Below are 18,458 nucleotides of genomic sequence, written 5' to 3'. Positions count from 1 at the left end.
CCATCTTGTGCCAAGATCAGCCAGCCAGCACACTCCGCGTTGGTAATGTCACTTCGCGGGGGAGGGGACCGGCCGTGCGCCGATCCGTTACCAGTGGCACGCGCCGTGCCGCGTTCGTGGTCGCTGTGGTCTTTGGGCTGACGGTCGCCGTGCCGTCCGAGGCGGTACGACCGGGCGGTGAGTTCCCGCTCAGCTGGCTCACCTGGTTCGCGCAGCGTCCGGCCTGGTCGGCCTCGGCGGCATTCGTGGGCCTTCCCAACCAGCAGAAGGGGCAGCCGGTCACGGCCGAGCCGCACGTGCCGGCGTCGGCGACCGACGCTGGCCGGGGCGCCGGGCGTGCGCCGATGCCCGCCCCCGGCACCCTCGAGGCGTACCGGCCACACACGATCGCCACCACGCCCGAGGTGACCGACACGGCCGACCCGGGCTTCGACGCCCGGACCAGCACGCGGGATGCCCGGAAGTCGAGCGCGCGCTCGGACGTGTTCACCAACGCCGACGGATCCTTCACCAAGCGGACGTACAACCGCCCCGTCAACTACCGCCTTGCGGACGGCAGCTGGCAGAAGATCGATTCGAATCTGACCCGTCGCGCCGACGGCCGGCTGCACGTCACGGCGAACCGGCTCGGTGTCTCGGTTGCCGGCGCCGCGCCGGCGCAGACCGGGCGCGCCGCGCCCCCGGCCACGCCGGGCACGCCCGGCATTGACGCCGACCTCGCCCAGCTCACCCTGCCCAGCGGTGAGAGCGTCGGCTACCGGCTCCAGGGCGGCACCATCGGAGCGCCCGAGGTGACCGGGACGACCGCCCGGTACCGGGACGTCCTGCCGGAGATCGACCTGGAGCTGACGACCTTCGACGCCGGTGTCAAGGAGACGCTGGTGCTGCGCTCGCCGCAGGCGGCGTCGAGCTGGGTGTTTCCGCTGCGGCTCACCGGCCTGACCCCGCGGCTCACCGCGACCGGCTCGGTGGAGCTGCTCGACGCGGGCGGCAAGGCGGTGGCCTGGTTCCCGCACGGCTCGATGCAGGACTCGAAGGTCGATCCGAGGTCGGGTGCGCCCGCCGAATCCGCCGCGGTGACTTTCGAGATCATCACCGTGGACGACGCGCCCGCACTGAGGGTCGTCGCTGACGCGGCCTGGCTGCGGGACCCGGCCCGCCAGTACCCGGTGCGGGTGGACCCGACCGCGACCACCGGCACCACCGGCGACGTCTACGTGGACAGCGACACCGAGACCACCAACCACAACGGCGACAACCTGCCTGTCGGGACGTACGACGGCGGTGGGGTGAAGGCTCGCTCGTTCATCCACTTCGACGAGTTCGCCAGTGACGGCTTCGCTGGCAAGCGGTTCAGTGCCGCGAAGCTGAACCTGTACCACACCTGGTCGTTGAACTGCACGGCTCACAAGGCGATCGAGGTGCATCGGGTCACGCAGGCGTGGACCGTCGACAACCTCTCCACCGCGAGCCACCCCGGCCCGACCATCTCCGCGCCGATCGGCTCACTCACGATCGGTGACAACTACCCGGCCTGCACCAACACCGGCGGCAACCGGAGCACCGGCAGGTGGGTCAGCGTGCCGCTGGGCATCGACACGTTGAACGACTGGTCGACCGGTGGCGTGAACGAGGGCCTGGCGCTCACCGCCTCGGAGACCGACTCGGCGGCCTGGAAGCGGTTCACCTCCGCCAACTACTCCGGCGGCAGCTACAAGCCCTACCTGGAGTTGACCTACACCGACAACGTCCCGCCGCAGGTCAACGTCCGCTACCCGACGAACAACGCGGTGGCGCAGACCCTCACACCCGAGCTGCACTCGCGGGCGGTCGACCCGGACAACTGGCCGAACAAGGGCTTCACCTACAACTACGTGGTCTCCGACGCCGCAACCGGTGCTGTCGTGGCCAACTCGGGTTGGGTCGCCACGGCAAGCTGGACCGTCCCGGCCGGCAAGCTGACCTGGAACAAGACCTACCTCTACACCGTCCAGGTCAACGACAAGGCCGGGTCCAGTGCGGTCTACCCGGCGTACGCGTTTACCACCTCGGTGCCGCAGCCGCTGCTCACCGCGAACCTCGCGCAGAACTCCGGCAAGGGGTACGACCCCAGCATCGGCAACTACACCACCTCGGCCACCGACGCCAGCGTCGCCACCGTCGGTCCGTCCCTGTCGGTGACGCGCAGCTACAACAGCCTGGACACCCGGCGCGGTAACGCCTTCGGCGCCGGCTGGTCCAGCATGCTCGACACCCGCGCCACGCAGGTTCGCGACGTGGCGGGCCAGGTGCAGTCCGTCCTCATCACCTATCCGACCGGTCAGGATGTCGCGCTCGGCCGCAACGCCAACGGCACCTTCACCCCGTCCTCCGGGCGGTTCTCGGTGCTGACGGAGAACAAGGACAGCAGCGGTGCCGTCATCGGCTACACCCTGACCGACAAGGACGCCTCCGTCTACGTCTTCGGTCAGCCGGCGGCCACCGGCGTTTTCAAGGTCACGAGTATCGCCGATGCCAACGGCCGGGCGATGACGTTCGGGTACGACGCCAGCTCGAACGCGACGACGGTGACCTCCGCCTCCGGTCGGTCCCTCACTGTCGCCTGGTCCACCCCGGCCGGCTCGGCGCACCCCCACCCGGCGACGGTGTCCACCGATCCGGTGGTCCCCGGCGACCAGAGCACCGTGACGACCTGGCAGTACAGCTACGGCGCCAACGACCAGTTGACAAAGGTCTGCCCCCCGACGAGCACCGCCGCCTGCACCAGTTACCAGCAGGACAGCACCTCGCAGTACGCCAACGCCGTCGCCAACGCCGGGCCGTACTCGTACTGGCGGTTGACCGAGGCGGCCGGCGCCACGACGGCGGCGAGTTCGGTCCTCGGCAACGCGGGAGTGGACAACGCGCGCTACACCGACGTCGCGCTGGGTCAGCCGGCGGCGCTGCCCGGCTCGACGGCCACCACCGCCGGCTTCAACGGCACCAGTTCCTACGTGCAGCTGCCCGGCAACCTGGTCAGCGACGGCCAGTACCAGTCGGTCAGCATGTGGTTCAAGACGACCACCCCGAACGGCGTGCTCTTCAGCTATCAGGGCGAGCCGATCACCAAGGGCACCACCCCGGGCAACTACACCCCGTCCATCTACATCGGTAGTGACGGCAAGCTGCGTGGCTCGTTCTGGAACGGATTCCCGTCCCCGATCAACACGGACGTGACGGTCACCGACGGCGCATGGCACCACGTGGTGTTGGCCGGTGCGGGAGTCACCCAGAAGCTCTACCTCGACGGGGTCGACAGGGGCACCCTCGGCGGCACCATCGCCCAGGTCCCCGGCGGTTCGGCAAACGTCCTGGTCGGTGCTGGTTTCGTTGGTGGTGGCTGGCCCGGTCACGTCAACACCGGCGCTTCGCCCGCCAAGGCCACCTACTTCACCGGATCCATCGCCGAGGTGGCGTTCTTCAACCAGGCGCTCACCGGCACCACGGTGACGGCGCTGCACGGCGCCGGCCAGACGGCACACCCGGTGCTCACCAAGGTGATCCGTCCGTCGGGTGGGGTCACCGCCCAGGTTGGTTACGACAAGACCGCCGGTCGGGTGTCCACCGTCACCGACGAGAACGGCGGTGTCTGGACCATGGGCACGCCGACCGTCTCGGGCAGCAGCGACGTGTACGCCGCTTCGGTGCTCGGCGCGAAACCGGCCGACTACTGGCGGCTCGGCGACATCGCGGCCACTGATGCCGCCAACGAGGTGCAGGGTGGCACCGCCACCTACAGCACCGCCACCCTGGGGGTCGCCGGCCCGTTCAGCGACAGCCGGGCGGCGTCTTTCAACGGGACCACGTCGCATCTTCAACTTCCGGCCGAGGACGCGCCCACCACCGGGCCGAACTCCGTCGAGTTGTGGTTCAAGATGCCGGCCGGCAACACCGCCGGCGGTGTGCTCTACGGCTATCAGGTCAGCCCGCTGTCGGATCCGGCCGTTGCCGGTAACTGGACTCCGTCGCTCTACGTCGGCACGGACGGCAAGCTGCGTGGTGGCTTCTGGACCGGCGGTGCCGCCCAGGTGATCACCAGCGCGGGTGCGGTCAACGACGACAAGTGGCACCACGTCGTGCTCGCTGCCGCCACCAACACCCAGTCGCTCTACCTGGACGGCGCCGCCGTCGGCAAGCTCGACAGTGCGCTGATCCTGGCCCCCGGGCCGAACGTGTACGTCGGGGCCGGCAAGTGGGCCGGCGGATGGCCGATGCACGGCACCCGCGATGTCGGTTACTTCACCGGCTCGATCGCCGAGGTCGCCTTCTACCGCTCACAGCTCTCAGCCGACCAGGTCGCCGCGCACTTCCAGGCGTCGAAGCAGACCGCTCCGGTCGCGGTCACCATGGTCGACGGCGTCGCCAGCGCGATCGCGATGCCCGTCTCCACGGTGGCGGTGACCGGGCCGACAGGCGAGAGGATCTCCTACAGCTACGACCTGGTCAACGGCAACCGGATGATCGCGCAGACCGACGGGCTCGGCAACACGACCAAGTTCGGCTACGACGTGGGCGGCTTCGGCAACCTGACCTACGATCCGCGCGGTGTCTGGACGCAGGAACTCCAGGACGCCCGGGGCAACACCAAGCAAGTCATCACCTGTCAGGACCAGTCGGCCAGCAAGTGCTCGTCGGTCTACTACACCTACTACGCCAACTCGGCCCAACCGCTGAACTGGGCGTCCGCCTCGCTGCCGGTGATGTTCGAGGACTTCAGCGGCGACGGAGCCCCGGACGTGGTCTACCGGGAGGCCGACAACACCATCCAGATGGTGCAGGGCAACGGCACCGGCGGCTGGCTGACCAGCCTGCCGACGCGGATCGGCACCAGCCTGGCGTCCGCGAACATGACGGTGGCCGCCACCGACTTCTCCGGTGACGGTAAGCCCGACCTGCTGTGGCGCAGCGCCGCCGACGGCAACCTCTACATGCTCGCCGGCAACGGCGCGGGCGGCTGGATCAAGGACACCTCGGACAAGATCGGCCCGAATGTCAGCGCGGCGGACCTGATGGTCTACTCGAAGGACTTCAGCGGTGACGGCAAGCCCGACATCATCTTCCGGAGCTCGGTCGACAAGAATCTGTACCTGCTGAAGGGCAATGGAAGCGGCGGCTGGCTGAGCACCACCGCGACCCTCATCGGTCCGAATGTGAGCGCCGCGAACCTGCTCGTCTCGCCGGGTGACTTCGACGGTGACGGCAAGGCCGACGTGATCTACCGCAGTTCCGTCGACAACAACCTCTACCTGCTGCGCGGCAACGGGTCGGGCGGCTGGGTCAGCGGCACCGCCACCCGGATCGGCATCGGGTGGGGCATTGCCAAGAACCTGCTCTCGGCCGGGGACTTCGATGGCGACAAGAAGCCCGACGTCGTCTACCAAAGGACCACCGACAACGACATGTACCTGGTGTCGGGCAACGGGGCCGGTGGTTGGATGACCGGCAGCTCGATCAAGATCGGTGGCGTACCGGACCCGCGCAACGACGTCATCCTCACCATGCGCGACGGCCGGTCGTCGTCGGCCACCGACAACCGGTATCTGACCAGCTACGGCTACGACGGCAAGGGCAACCAGGCCACCATCACCGACCCGCTGGGTCGGGTCACCCGCACCGCCTTCACCGACGGCACCACCGTGGCGGCGAAGAACGGCGGGTTCGCCCCGGCCGGCCTGCCGGCGAGGGTGACCACGGCGGGCGGACAGACCCAGACGATCACCTACTACGCCAGCGGCGATGTCGCGGAGATGCTGGAACCGGGCGGCAAGGTCACCCGCTACGCGTACGACGGGTTGGGCAGGTTACTCACCGAGACCGAGGTGACCGACAGTCACCCCGAGGGGCTCACCACCAGCCACGAGTACGACCGGCTGAGTCGTGAGATCACCGAGACCGAGCCGGGGGTCACCAACCGGGTCACCGGAGCGATCCACACCGCCCGCACCACCACCGTCCACGACGACGACGGCAACGTCAGCGCGGTGACGGTCAGTGACCTGACCGGTGGTGACGCGTCCCGCACCGAGCGACACACCTACAACTCGTACGGGCAGGAGTCGTCCACCACCAACGGCGTCAACCAGACCACCGCCTTCGAGTACGACCGGTACGGCCGGGTGGTCAAGGAGACCGAGCCCGACGCCGGGGTGACCACCAGCACCTACGACGTGGAGGGCAACCTGCTCACCACGACGGTGAAGAGCTACACCGGCGACCCGAACAACCCCTCGGCGGCCCGTGACCTGGTGACCACCACCCGGGCGTACGACCCGGCGGGGCGGCTCGCCAGCGAGACCGACGCGATGCGCTGGACCACCAGCTACACCTACACCGACAACGGGCTGGAGGCGAAGGTCTCCCGGACCGACGGCAGCCGGACGTTCGTGGTGGAGGAGAACGTCTACGACGCCGCCGGCAACGTGGTCAGCGAGGTGACCAACAACGGTTACACCGTCACCACCACGGAGTACGACGCGGCGGGCCGTACGACGGCCTCCGTCGTCGACCCCAACGGGCTCAAGCGCCGCACCGCGCTGACCTACGACACCGACGACAATGTCGTCTCCACCGTCTCGTCCGGGCCGGACGGCACCGTCACCAGCGTCTCCGAGGCGCTCTACGACAGCGCCGGCCGCGCGGTCGCCGAGACCGAGTACCCCTCGGCCGGGCTGACGCCGGTGGGTCGTTGGAAACTCGACGAGACCACCGGAACGAAGGCTGCCGATTCTGCCGGCAACAGCCCGGCGACCACGAGCGGCAACGTCACCTGGTCCACCGAGCGCGGTGGCGCTGCGGTCTTCGACGGCACGAAGGCCTACCTGCAGGCGGGCCCGGTGCTGGACGCGAAGCGGGCATTCACGATCTCCGCCTGGGCGAAGCTCGCCTCCGAGAATCCCGCCCTGGGGAATGCCGAGCAACTCGTCTTCGAGGCCGCGGGCGCGATCGGTGACTCCGCGGCGAAGGTCTTCTACTCACCCGGCAGTGATCGGTGGTACGCCGGCGTGGCGGTCCGCAAGGCGGACGGAGGCAACACATTCCTCCATGGCGGAGGACCGGTCGGCTCCGCGGTGGCGGGCACCTGGACCCACCTGGTACTCACGGCGGATCCGGCCACCAAGACGATGAAGCTCTACGCCGACGGCGCGCTGCTGACGTCACAGACCACGACCGAGGCCTTCAACAACACGGCCACGGGCTTCTCCATCGGGGGTTCGAGCGGCTACGGCTGGTTCCCCGGGTCGGTCAGCGACGTGCAGGTCTACCAGAAGGCCCTCAGCGACGCGGAGATCTCGCAGGTCAAGGCGGGTACCGCCCCGGCTGCGGACGCGCACGTCATCCGTACCTCGCAGGCGCTGGACTCCGACGACCTACCGACCTCGGTCACCGACCCGAGGGGCAACACCACCTACTACGGGTACGACGAGGAGGGGCGGGCGGTGAAGACCACCGCCCCGGCGGCGATGGTCGAGCAGCCCGGCCAGGTCCCCGTCCTGGCCAACGCGGTGAGCTGGGTCGGCTACAACACCTTCGACGAGCCCACCGACACCCGGGACGCGAACGGCAACTGGGCGGTCGTGGAGTACGACGCGGTGGGCCGGGTGGTGTCGGAGAAGGCGCCCGCGTACACCCCGCCAGGTGCGGCGACGCCGATCGTGCCGGAGACGCGGCAGAGCTACGACGAGACCGGTCAGCTGAAGACGGTCACCGATCCGCGCGGCAAGATCAGCCGGTACGAGTACGACCAACTCGGTCGGGTGTCGAAGCAGATCGCACCAAACGACGGCGCGACGACCTACACCTACGACGACACGGGCAACGTGCTGTCGACGACCGACCCGACCGGTGCGGTCAGCACCGCGACCTACGACTACCTGGGTCGCACGCTCACCTCGACGGAGGTGGTGCGGCAGGAGGGCAAGAGCCACACCACCCGCTACACGTACAACGATCAGGGCTGGCCTTCGCAGGTCAGCACGGCCGCCGGCGTGAACAGCGCGACGACGTACAACGCGGTTGGTGATCCGCTGACGGTCACCGACGGCGCCAACAACGTGAGCCGTTACGAGTACGACGCCGAGGGCCGGACCACGAAGACGATCCGCCCGGACGGCTCGTACGCCACCGTCACCTACGACATGGCGGACCGGGCCGGTCGCACGGCCGAGTACAGCCCGACCGGGACGCTGCTGTCGGAGCAGTCGGCCCGATACGACCGGGCGGGCAACCTGGTGGCCAGCACCGACGCGCGCGGCACCACGGTGACCTACGACTACGACGCGACCGGGGTCGTCACCAGGGAGAGCCAGCCGATCTCCGGATCGGACGCCATCGTCACCACGTTCGGGTACGACCTGGAGGGCAACCGCACGCGGTTCACCGACGGCCGCGGTAACGCCTTCCACACCTCGTACAACTCGTGGGGGCTGCCGGAATCGATGATCGAGCCGGCTACCGCGGCACACCCGAATCCAGCGGACCGGACCTTCACCCTCGAGTACGACCGGGCCGGTCAGCCGCTGAAGCAGACCATGCCGGGTGGAGTCACGGTCACCAACGCGTACGACGATCTGGGCCAGCTGGTCCGGCAGTCGGGCACGGGTGCCGAGGTGGCCACCCAGGACCGGACCTTCGGCTATGACGTGGCCGGCCGCATGACCTCGCTGTCCGGCTCGGGTGGCACGAACACCATCGACTACGACGACCGGGGCCTGCCGCGTACGGTGGCCGGCCCGTCGGGGAACTCGACGTTCGGCTACGACCCCGACGGCCGGCTGGCCTCCCGGCAGGACGCCGCCGGCACGACGGGTTACACCTACGACGGCGCGGGAAGGCTCTCGTCGCTGGCCAACTCGTCGGCCGGCGTGCAGATGGCCTACACCTACAACACGCTCTCCCAGGTCTCGAAGATCACCTACGGGTCGAACGGCAACACCCGCGACTTCACCTTCGACCCGCTGCGTCGGCTCACCGGTGACGAGCTGAAATCGTCCGCGGGGGCGTCGCTGGCGAAGATCACGTATGGCTGGGACGCGAACAGCAACATCACCTCGAAGTCGACGACAGGCTTCGCCGGCTCGGCGACGAACACCTACTCGTACGACCTGGCCGACCGGCTGACGTCCTGGAACAACGGCGCCAGCACCACGGCGTACGCCTACGACAAGTCCGGCAACCGGGTGCAGAACGGTTCCAAGCTGTTCACCTACGACCAGCGAAGTCGGCTGCTCACCGCCGACGGCGCGAGCTACACCTACACGGCCCGGGGCACGCTGGCCGCCGCCGGCGGCAACGTCACCCGCACCGACGCCTTCGGGCAGGTGGTGTCGCAACAGTCGGCGGGCGGTACCCAGACCTACACGTACGACGGGTTGGGGCGGGCTGTTCGCCCGGGTCACTCGTACACCGGTCTCGGCAACGACCTGGCGGGGGACGCGAGCGCGACCTACGTGCGGGGGCCGTCCGGCGAGGTGGTCGGGACCACCGGTGGCGGCAGCCAGCGGATGGTCTGGACGGACCTGCACTCCGACGTGGTCGGGCAGTTCAGCCCGACCGGGACGGCGCTGGCCGGCTCGGTGACCTACGACCCGCTGGGCAAGGCGCTCAACACCAGCGGCCTGCTCGGCCAGCTCGGCTACCAGTCGGAGTGGACGGACGCGTTGACCAGCCGGGTCAACATGCACGCCCGCTGGTACAACACCGACACGGGTCAGTTCGACACCCGGGACACGGCGAGCAACAGCCCGCTGCCGGACTCGATCAATGCCAACCGCTACCAGTACGGCGACGCGAACCCGCTGACCGTCACCGACCCGAGCGGACACTTCGGCCTGGGCAGCCTGAAAAAGTCGTTCAACCGCGCGGTCAGCTCGGTCAGCTCGAGCGTCCGGTCGTACGCGTCGTCGGCCTACTCGTATGCCTCCTCCTACGCGTCGTCGGCCTACTCGTACGCGTCGTCTGCCTACAGCGCCGCGAAGACCACCGTGAAAAAGACGGCCTCGCGGGCCAAGGCGGCGGTGCAGAAGAAGTACCACCAGGCCAAGAAGAAGTACAACCAGGTCAAGAAGCAGGTCAAGAAGAAGTACAACCAGGTCAAACGGGCGGTCAAGAAGAAGGTCGACCAGGCCCGTAAAGCCGTCGCGAAGAAAGCGGCGGCGGTCAAGAAACGCGCCAAGCAGGCGGCGGCGAAACTGAAGCAGGCCGGCAAGAAGGTCGCCGCCAAGGCGCAGCGGGTCGTCAAGAAGGCCACCACCGCGGTACGCGACGCGGCGAACTCGACGACCAAGTGGGTGAAGGACCACAAGGACGTCCTGATCGAGATCGCCGCGGTTGGTGGGGCGATCCTGGCGGGTCTGGCCTGCACGGCGGTCACCGCTGGCGCGGGGGCGATCGCCTGTATGGCGGGTACCGCGGCGTTGATCAATCTGGCGAAGGATGCCGCGCAGGGTGACATCCACAGCATCGGTGACGCGTTGGGCTCGCTGGGCACGGGTGCGGTCACCGGCCTGATCGGTGGTGCGGGTGGTGCGGTCGCCGCCCGGGTCGGTGCCGTGGTGGCGAAGAAGGTCGGCACCGGGCTGGTGGGTCGACTCGCGACGGAGGCGGCCGAGAACGGCGTCGAGGACGCGGTCGGGCAGTTGGCCACGTCGGGCACCTACAACCCGCGAGCGGCCGCCGAGAACATGGTGCCGGGGCTTGGGGCGTTGAGCCGCAAGGGCGGCGGTGGCGCGCGCTCCGGTGGGGCTGTCGGCCTTCCCAGCAGTGCCCGTTCGTTCTCTACGCCGAGCACCCGGGGCCAGCCGGGCGGGGTGCCACCCTTTGTGAAGACCTACCCAGCGCCGAGCGGCGATTGGTCGGTAGGTAGCCGATTGAAGGACGCAGAGCGGCATCTGGGTGAGGAGATGCGTGAGAACGCGACCCGCGGCAATCCTACCCAGAAGAAGAACAAGACGTGGACGTCTGGCGTGAACGTAAAAACTGGCCAGGTCGCAGTAGCTTGCTCGGGGAACGGCTACTGCGCAGAGGGCAACGTCGTGAACGCCCTCGGCGGCAACTCGGACGACATCGACTTCACCAAGGCGAGGCAGCGGACCAGTAACCCGGGCGAGACCTATGCGGACAAGGAAAAGCCGATTTGCACGAAGTGTTATCCCGGCGACTATCGGCGAGACCAGTTCCCTTCCGACGCAACCTTCGATGCCGACAATTAGGGTAAAAGGCCCAAAAATTTCCACTTCAGTGACGTAGATATGATGGGGAGATGGACGCAGCGCGAATGGCTAGGGCTCAAGCCTTTGAGAGGGTCCCGTTCGTTCGCGCTGCGGCTTTGTCCCGCGGGGCCGAGTTGCTGGCTGTCGCTGAGGATCCAGGTGTCCTCGTGTGGGATCTGCGCTCGACTGAGCAGCCAGTTAGCTTAGCCGCCCCGCCGAGACGGGTTCGATCTTTGGCCTTCTCCCCCGACGGTAGGAACATTGCTGCGGGAGGCGCTGACGGTGAGGTAGCGGTCTGGTCCACATCTGGTCAGTTGGTCCGACGGTTTGCTTGCGTGCCGGACTCGTATTGGGCGGTTGGATGGAACCCATCAGGCAGGTCCATCGCCGCCGCCGGCGAGAGCGGCACGCTCGCCGGGTGGAACTTCGATGGACAAGAACTCTACCGAATCACGCTGGACGAGCTGGTTCAGGGCGGACGCCCCAGCACTGTACGTGCTCATGCCTTTACCGTTGAGGGCGATCGACTTGTCGTTGCTTCCCACTCGGGAGCGGTCGTCGAATGGGCGTTCTCTAGCACAGAGGCCGTTCGGGTGTTGAGGGCTGGGGAGGGCGGTCGTCCTATCAGAGCATTGGCGGTCGGCGAGTCTGGCATCATTGCCGCTGGCGACAACCGTGGCGTCCTGCACCTTTGGAGAGGCGGCTCAGCTGCCCTCGAATTGGTTGGGCACGTGGGTGCAATTGTGGCCGTTGCCCTCGACCCTGCTGGCCGTCTAGCGGCCACGGGCGGAGACGACCGCGCCGTTCGTGTTTGGGATACCGAGACCGGGCGCCTGCTTAACGTCCTGCGAGGCCTGAACGGTCAGATCCTCAATATCGCATTCTCGTCCGATGGATCGCAAGTCGTCGCCTGCGACGGAGATGCGGTCGTCGCCCGCTGGGTGATCGCGGGAAGTTTGTTGCGTCACCGTGCCCGGTACCGCGGACCCGCGCCGTTGGATGCCTCAGGTGGGCAGGGAGAGCGGGCATGGCAGATCGAAGCGACGCGTCACGACTGGGAGACGATTCGTTGTGGATGCTCCAGGGGCGCGCGCCACGTTCCGGGTAGTTTCAGCGACCTTGTTCGCGCCCGTACGGAGGAAGAGGCGCACGGGCAAGGGCTCACCAACGACGTGGAAATTCAAGGCATGTTATTTGAGGCGGCGGTGCCGGTGACTTCGATGATCATGGCAGCGCTCTCGGAGAAGCATCTATCGGTTCCGGCGAGACGATCCCTCCTCGATCTGTTGGCCACGTTCGTGGACGGCGAGTCGTACCACACCGAGGCGTTGGAGGGGCGTCCATATCTCGAAGAAGCGTGCCGCGAAATTGCGCGCGCAGCACGAGCCGTCCTTCATCGGGAGTTGGAACTCGAACCGGCGCCGGGCACCAGGTCGTTGGTGGCGGAGATTATTGACAGCATCGGCGCGGCCTAGGTATTCGCTCGGTGCAGGGACCGGCCGATGACAACATGTCCAATGCGTTCAGGACTGCCGATAAATCGAGCGACTTACTTCTACCGCAACATCTCGATTCGTATCCGGCCCGGGCGAACAAGAACTAGGGGTACGAGGTGAACGGCCGATCCCATGCGCCTGGCCGGCCGGGTAGTGGCACATCGTCCCAGGGTGCCCGGTGTAGCAGGCGGTCGAGGAGCAGGCCCAGGAGTAGCCCGGCGATCGAGTCGGTCAGCCAGTGCCAGCCCAGGTAGGTGGTGGTGGTGAGGACGACCAGCGGCGGCACGATGCGGATCACGGTGACCAACCGGGCCGGCAACTGTCGGCCGAAGGTGCGCGCCAGTGGGGCGAGCAGCAGCGCGATGACGCCGTACCAGACGATGGCGTTGGCGACGTGGCCCGACGGGTAGGACTGGGCGAAGCGCACCGGCAGGTCGTCGTGGAACAGCGGCAGGGTCTGCTCGGGCGGCAGGAACGGCTCCTTGACGCTGGCGCTCGGTGCGGCTCTGGCGGTCCACACCTTGAGCGGGCCGATGGTCAGGTAGGTCAGCACGAACGCGACCACCGGCGGCAGAACCGGGCGTACCGAGCGCAGTCGGACGGCCAGCAGCACCCCCAGCCCGGCGGCGATCAGGGTTAGTGGGGTGCCCTGGCCGAGCAGATTCAACACCCGGGCAACCCAGTACGCGACCGTCGGCCGGTTCCCGTCGGCCCAGTCGGCGACCGCCCGGTCCAGACCGAACAGGTGGCCCGAGGCGAGCGCGATCGTCAGCCCGACCAGCCCCACCAGCAGGAGGGCGTCGAACCACCAGCCGGCCGGCCGGACCGGCCGGAGCCGCACTCTGTCGCGTACCCCAGTGGTCTCCCGCACGCGACCACGCTACCGGCCGCGTGCGGCGCCGGGGCGACGTGGACGGCGGTGGTTGTGTGCCCAGCCACGAAGGGGAGCATTCCAATGGGGTGAGGCGGCACACTTGTCGCCGTGCGGATCACTTCGGCTCTCGTGGACCCGGCGCTGCTCGACCTGCCCTGGTCGACACCGTTGGAGGAGTGGCCTGCCCAGCACCTGGTGGCTCTGCCGCAGGGCATCTCCCGGCACATCGTCCGCTTTGTCCGGCTCGGTGAGTACGTCTACGCGTTCAAGGAGACCCGCGAACGGATCGCCGAGCGGGAGTACGACCTGCTCCGGGCCCTGGAGCGGATCGACTTTCCGTCCGTGGAGGCGGTGGCGGTCGTCGCCGACCGGCAGACCGACGACGGTGAGGCTCTCGAGTCGGTGCTGATCACCCGGCACCTGCAGTTCTCGCTGCCCTACCGGGCGCTGTTCTCGCACACCCTGCGGCCGGAGACGATGAGCCGGCTGCTCGACGCCCTCGCTGCGCTGATCGTGCGGATGCACCTGACCGGCTTCTTCTGGGGTGACTGCTCGTTGTCCAACACGCTGTTCCGGCGGGATGCCGGCGCGTTCGCCGCGTACCTGGTCGATGCCGAGACGGGCGCGCTGCACAACGCGCTCTCCAACGGCCAGCGCGGCGAGGACCTGGAGATCGCCCGGGTCAACATCTTCGGCGAGGCACTGGACCTGCAGGCCGCCGGCCTGCTGCACGAGTCCATCGACCCGGAGGTGGTCTGCGAGGAGGTCGTGCAGCGCTACGAGCGGCTCTGGCACGAGATCACCTACGAGCAGGCGATCGAGCGGGAGGCCCGGCACGACATCGAGGGCCGGATCCGCCGCCTCAACGACCTGGGCTTCGACGTCGCGGAGGTGGCCATGTCAAGCATCGACGACGGGCGCTACCTGGTCCGGCCGAAGGTGGTCGACGCCGGCTACCACACCCGGCGGCTGCTGCGGCTGACCGGCCTGGACGCCGAGGAGAACCAGGCGCGCAAGCTGCTCAACGACCTTGACGCCTACCGGGCGGAGAGCGACCTGACCGACGAGCAGCAGGCCGCGCACCGGTGGCTCACCGAGGTCTTCGAGCCGGTGGTGCGGGCGGTGCCCGCGCACCTGCGCCGCAAGCTGGAGCCGCAGGAACTGTTCGCGCAGATCATCGAGCACAAGTGGCTGCTCTCCGAGCAGGCCGCCCGGGACGTCGGTATGCGCCACGCGGTCCAGTCCTACCTGGCCGACGTGCTGGTGCACCGCCCCGACGAGCAGGCCGTGCTCGGCGTGGATGTCACCACTGTGGACGTCCCTGCCGTCGGTTGATCCGGCCGGGCTGCCGGTCCTTGCGGGGTCGGGGCTGGTGGTTGGTGCTCCTTTGGAGCTGATGCCGCAAACGAATCGCCGACGGCGGCCGGCGGCTGAAAAATCGCTGCGGGCTGCGGGCTGCGGGCTGCGGGCTGCGGGCTGCGGGCTGCGGGCCGGGGGCCGGGGGCCGGGGGCCGGGGGCCGGGGGCCGGGGGCCGGGGGCCGGGGGCCGGTAGCCCGGCCCACCTTGTGTACGGCGGCGTGATGTCGTAAGCGATTCAGCTCCAAAGGAGCTGCGGAGTGCGGGTCAGACCGGCCGCCGGTCCCGATTCCTGACGCCACAGAACACAGGTCTCACTCCACCCAGGAGCCGCGGCGCAGCACCCGGACCACGGTGAACTCCTCGTCCAGCACCACCAGGTCGGCGCGGAGACCCACCTGGAGGGCACCGACCCGATCGCCGAGGCCGATGGCGCGGGCCGGGGTGGTGGCCACCATCCGGGTGGCGTCGGCGATCGGGATCCCGGCGTCCACGGCGTGCCGCAGTGCCGCGTCCATGGTCAGCGTGCTGCCGGCGATCGCGCCGTCGCGGGCGAGCCGGGCCACTCCGTCGGCAACCGTCACGGCCTGGCCACCAAGCTCGTACTCACCGTCCGGCATCCCGGCGGCGGCCATCGCATCGGTGATCAGCGCGGCCCGGTCCGGGCCGGCGGTCGCGGTGGCGAAGGTCAGCGTGCCATCGTGCAGGTGTACCCCGTCGGCGACCAGTTCGCAGATCACGGTGGGCGCGTCGAGCAGCGCCACCACGGGGCCGGGCTCGCGGTGGTGCACCGGGCGCATGCCGTTGAACAGGTGGGTGCCGACACTGGCGCCGGCGGCGACCGCGGCCCGGGTCTGGTCGTACGTGGCGTCGGTGTGACCCACCGCGGCCACCACCCGCTGTGCGGTGAGCAACTTGATCGCCTCCAGTGCGCCGTCGCGCTCCGGGGCGAGGGTGACCATCCGGACGGCGCCGCCGCCCAGCTCGATCAGCTCGGCCAGCTCGTCGGTCGACGGGTCGCGCAGGAACTCCGGGTTCTGTGCACCGCAGCGGGCGGCGGAGAGGTAGGGCCCCTCGAAGTGGATGCCCGCCAGCACGCCCTCCTCGACCAGAGGCGCGAACGCCCCGGTGGCCGCGCGCATCAGCGGGAAGGGTGCGCTGACCAGACTGGCCAGCAGAGTGGTGGTGCCGTGGCCCAGATGGAACGCCGCAGCCGCACGGGCCGCGTCGGCGTCCCCGGTGGTGAACGTGTGCCCGCCACCGCCGTGGGTGTGCATGTCGACGAAGCCGGGCAGGATCCAGTGCCCGTCGCGCACCGAGGGGTACTCGGCCACGGCGGTGATCCGGTCACCGTCCCACTCGACGCAGCCCTGCCGGATGACACCCGTCGGGGTCACCACTCGGCCGTTCACCCGCACGGTCATCGCTTCTCCTGATGGTCACGGGCGCCAGCGGCGTCCAGGGCGAGCAGGGCCGCGCCGAGGCAACCGGCCTCGTCGCCGAGGGCCGCCGCGACAAGTCGCGGCTCCCGGTGGAAGGTCATCCGCTCGTGCACGGCCGCTCGCAGCGGAACGAGCAGCCGGTCCCCGGCCTGGGCCAGGCCGCCACCGAGCACGATGGTCGTCACGTCGAAGAGGGCCTGCCCGGTGGCCAGGCCGTCAGCGAGCGCCTCGATGGCCTCCTGCCAGACCCGGCCGGCGAGCGGCTCGCCGGCCGCGGCCCGCTCGGCCACCTCGGCCGCCGTGACCGGACCGTCGGCTGCCGTGACCGGACCGTCGGCCGCCGTGACCGGCACCTCGGGCGTCGCACCGGCCAGTTCGGCGTAGCGGCGGCCGATCGCCGCGGCCGAGGCGACAGCCTCCAGGCAGCCGGGTCGGCCGCAGCCGCAGCGCGGGCCATTCGGGCGTACCGAAATGTGGCCGATCTCCCCGGCGGCGCCGTGCGCGCCGACGGCGGCCGTGCCGTCGACCACGTGCGCGGCGGCGATGCCGGTGCCGATGGCCACGAAGAGCACGTGCCCGGCGCCGCGCCCGGCGCCGAGCCGGGCCTCGGCAAGACCACCGACCCGCACGTCGTGGCCGAGCGCCGTGGGCAGGCCGAGCCGCGCCACCGCCAGGTCCCGCAGCGGTACGTCCCGGAAGCCCACGTTCGCCGACCAGACCGCCACTCCGCGAGCCTCGTCCACTACCCCGGGCACGGCGATGCCGAGCGCGACCGGGGTGAGGCCGTCGGCGCGGGCCTTGTCGGCCAGCCCGACGGCGACGTCCAGGATGGTGCCGACGACGGCGGCCGGGCCACGCGCGGCGTCGGTGGGGTGCCGCTCGCTGCGTACCACGACCCCGTCCGGTCGGACCAGGGCGCACTTCATGCCGGTGCCGCCGACGTCCAGTGCGACGACCACCCGGTCGGCGTCGCCACGGCTCACGCCAGCACCACCGACCGGGTCAGGTGCCGGGGCGCGTCCGGGTCGAGGCCGCGGCTGGTCGCCAGCGCCACCGCGAAGCGCTGGGCGAGGATCAGGTCGGCCATCGGGTCGACCGGCGTACGACCGGCGGCCCAGCTGCCCATCACCGTGCGGCAGCCGTGGGTGCGACTGTGCACGAAGGCCGCGCCGGTGGCCGCCACGTCCTCGGGTAGCCCCTCGGGCAGCTCGCCGAACGCCCAGACCAAACGCCCGGGCGCGGCGATCGAGATGGGACCGTGCCGGTAGTCCATCGCCGGGTACGCCTCGGCCCAGAAGGTGGCGGCCTCGCGGCACTTGAGTGCTGCCTCCTGAGCCAGCCCGACCGTCCATCCCCGACCGAGGAAGGTGACCTGCCCGATGGTGGCCGGATCGATCGGCAGTGGGGCACGTACGGCCACTTCGGCGTCGGCGGCGAGCGCGGTCACCGGGTCGCCGAGGTGTGCCCGGAGCAGGGCCAACGCGGTGGTCGCGAAGCGGGTCTGCACCACCGACCGCTCGTCGGCGAAGGGCATTGTCACCGCGGCGCTGGCCAGGTCGACCGCCGGGGACGCCGGGTCGCCGACGAGAACGGTGCACGGCACCAGCCCGCGCAGCGCGGCGAGAAGCTCCAGCACCTCGGTGGTGGTGCCGGAGCGGGTGATCGCGATGAGCCGGTCGTAGCGTCGGCCGACAGGGAACTCGGATGCCTGGAACGCGTCGGTCTCGCCCTGGCCGGCCTGCTCGCGGCGGGCGGCGTACGCCATGGCCATGAACCACGAGGTGCCGCAGCCGACGACGGCGACCCGCTCACCGGGGCGTGGTAGGTCGCCGTGTACGACGCCGGCCAGGTCGACCGCCTCCCGCCAGCAGTCGGGTTGGCTCGCGATCTCCGCGTCCACGTACGCCATGGGAAACTCCTCGCAGGGCCGACCGGTGCGCAATACGGCTCGTTACACCCGTATTTCGCGCGTCATTCTGCGCGAACGCGGGTGGTCGTGGCAACCGACCGGCCGATCGCGCAGTCCAGTCTTTTGCGCGAGCC

General features: G+C 69.4%; 7 protein-coding genes. 3 read left to right on the top strand and 4 right to left on the bottom strand.

Translation table 11 applies throughout. The features are described from left to right. Positions 1-74: 74 nt before the first annotated feature. A complete protein-coding gene (locus ACLJN9_RS27745; protein WP_410814556.1) occupies positions 75-11,246 on the top strand; it encodes a LamG-like jellyroll fold domain-containing protein in 11,172 nt (3,723 codons plus the stop codon). A gap of 50 nt (positions 11,247-11,296) precedes the next feature. Continuing rightward, positions 11,297-12,721 (top strand): WD40 repeat domain-containing protein, encoded by a 1,425-nt coding sequence (locus ACLJN9_RS27740; protein ID WP_410814555.1) that lies wholly within the window; start codon positions 11,297-11,299, stop codon positions 12,719-12,721. A gap of 124 nt (positions 12,722-12,845) precedes the next feature. Here ACLJN9_RS27740 and ACLJN9_RS27735 read toward each other — a convergent pair whose 3' ends face one another. Beyond that, positions 12,846-13,583, bottom strand: a complete 738-nt coding sequence (locus tag ACLJN9_RS27735) for a phosphatase PAP2 family protein (RefSeq protein WP_410814582.1) — start codon at positions 13,581-13,583, stop codon at positions 12,846-12,848. 141 nt (positions 13,584-13,724) lie between these two features. Between ACLJN9_RS27735 and ACLJN9_RS27730 the strand changes: the two genes are divergently transcribed. Continuing rightward, positions 13,725-14,951: a DUF4032 domain-containing protein gene (locus ACLJN9_RS27730; RefSeq protein ID WP_410814554.1), complete on the top strand. Its 1,227-nt coding sequence runs from the start codon at positions 13,725-13,727 to the stop codon at positions 14,949-14,951. 336 nt (positions 14,952-15,287) lie between these two features. Here ACLJN9_RS27730 and nagA read toward each other — a convergent pair whose 3' ends face one another. From nagA to ACLJN9_RS27715, 3 genes are read right to left on the bottom strand one after another with little or no spacing between them, the layout of a single operon-like run. After that, positions 15,288-16,397, bottom strand: a complete 1,110-nt coding sequence (nagA, locus tag ACLJN9_RS27725) for an N-acetylglucosamine-6-phosphate deacetylase (RefSeq protein WP_410814553.1) — start codon at positions 16,395-16,397, stop codon at positions 15,288-15,290. Continuing rightward, entirely contained in the window at positions 16,394-17,341 is a 948-nt protein-coding gene (locus ACLJN9_RS27720; protein WP_410814581.1) for an ROK family protein, read from the bottom strand. Before ACLJN9_RS27720 ends, nagA begins: the two co-directional genes overlap by 4 nt. 53 nt (positions 17,342-17,394) lie before the next feature. Further along, positions 17,395-18,324, bottom strand: a complete 930-nt coding sequence (locus ACLJN9_RS27715; RefSeq protein WP_410814552.1) for an SIS domain-containing protein — start codon at positions 18,322-18,324, stop codon at positions 17,395-17,397. Positions 18,325-18,458 lie beyond the last annotated feature (134 nt).

The organism is Micromonospora sp. 067-2, assembly GCF_046549295.1.
Taxonomy (GTDB): domain Bacteria; phylum Actinomycetota; class Actinomycetes; order Mycobacteriales; family Micromonosporaceae; genus Micromonospora.
The sequence above is the reverse complement of the archived record's forward strand: the minus strand, read 5'-3'. Positions and strand labels throughout refer to the sequence as shown.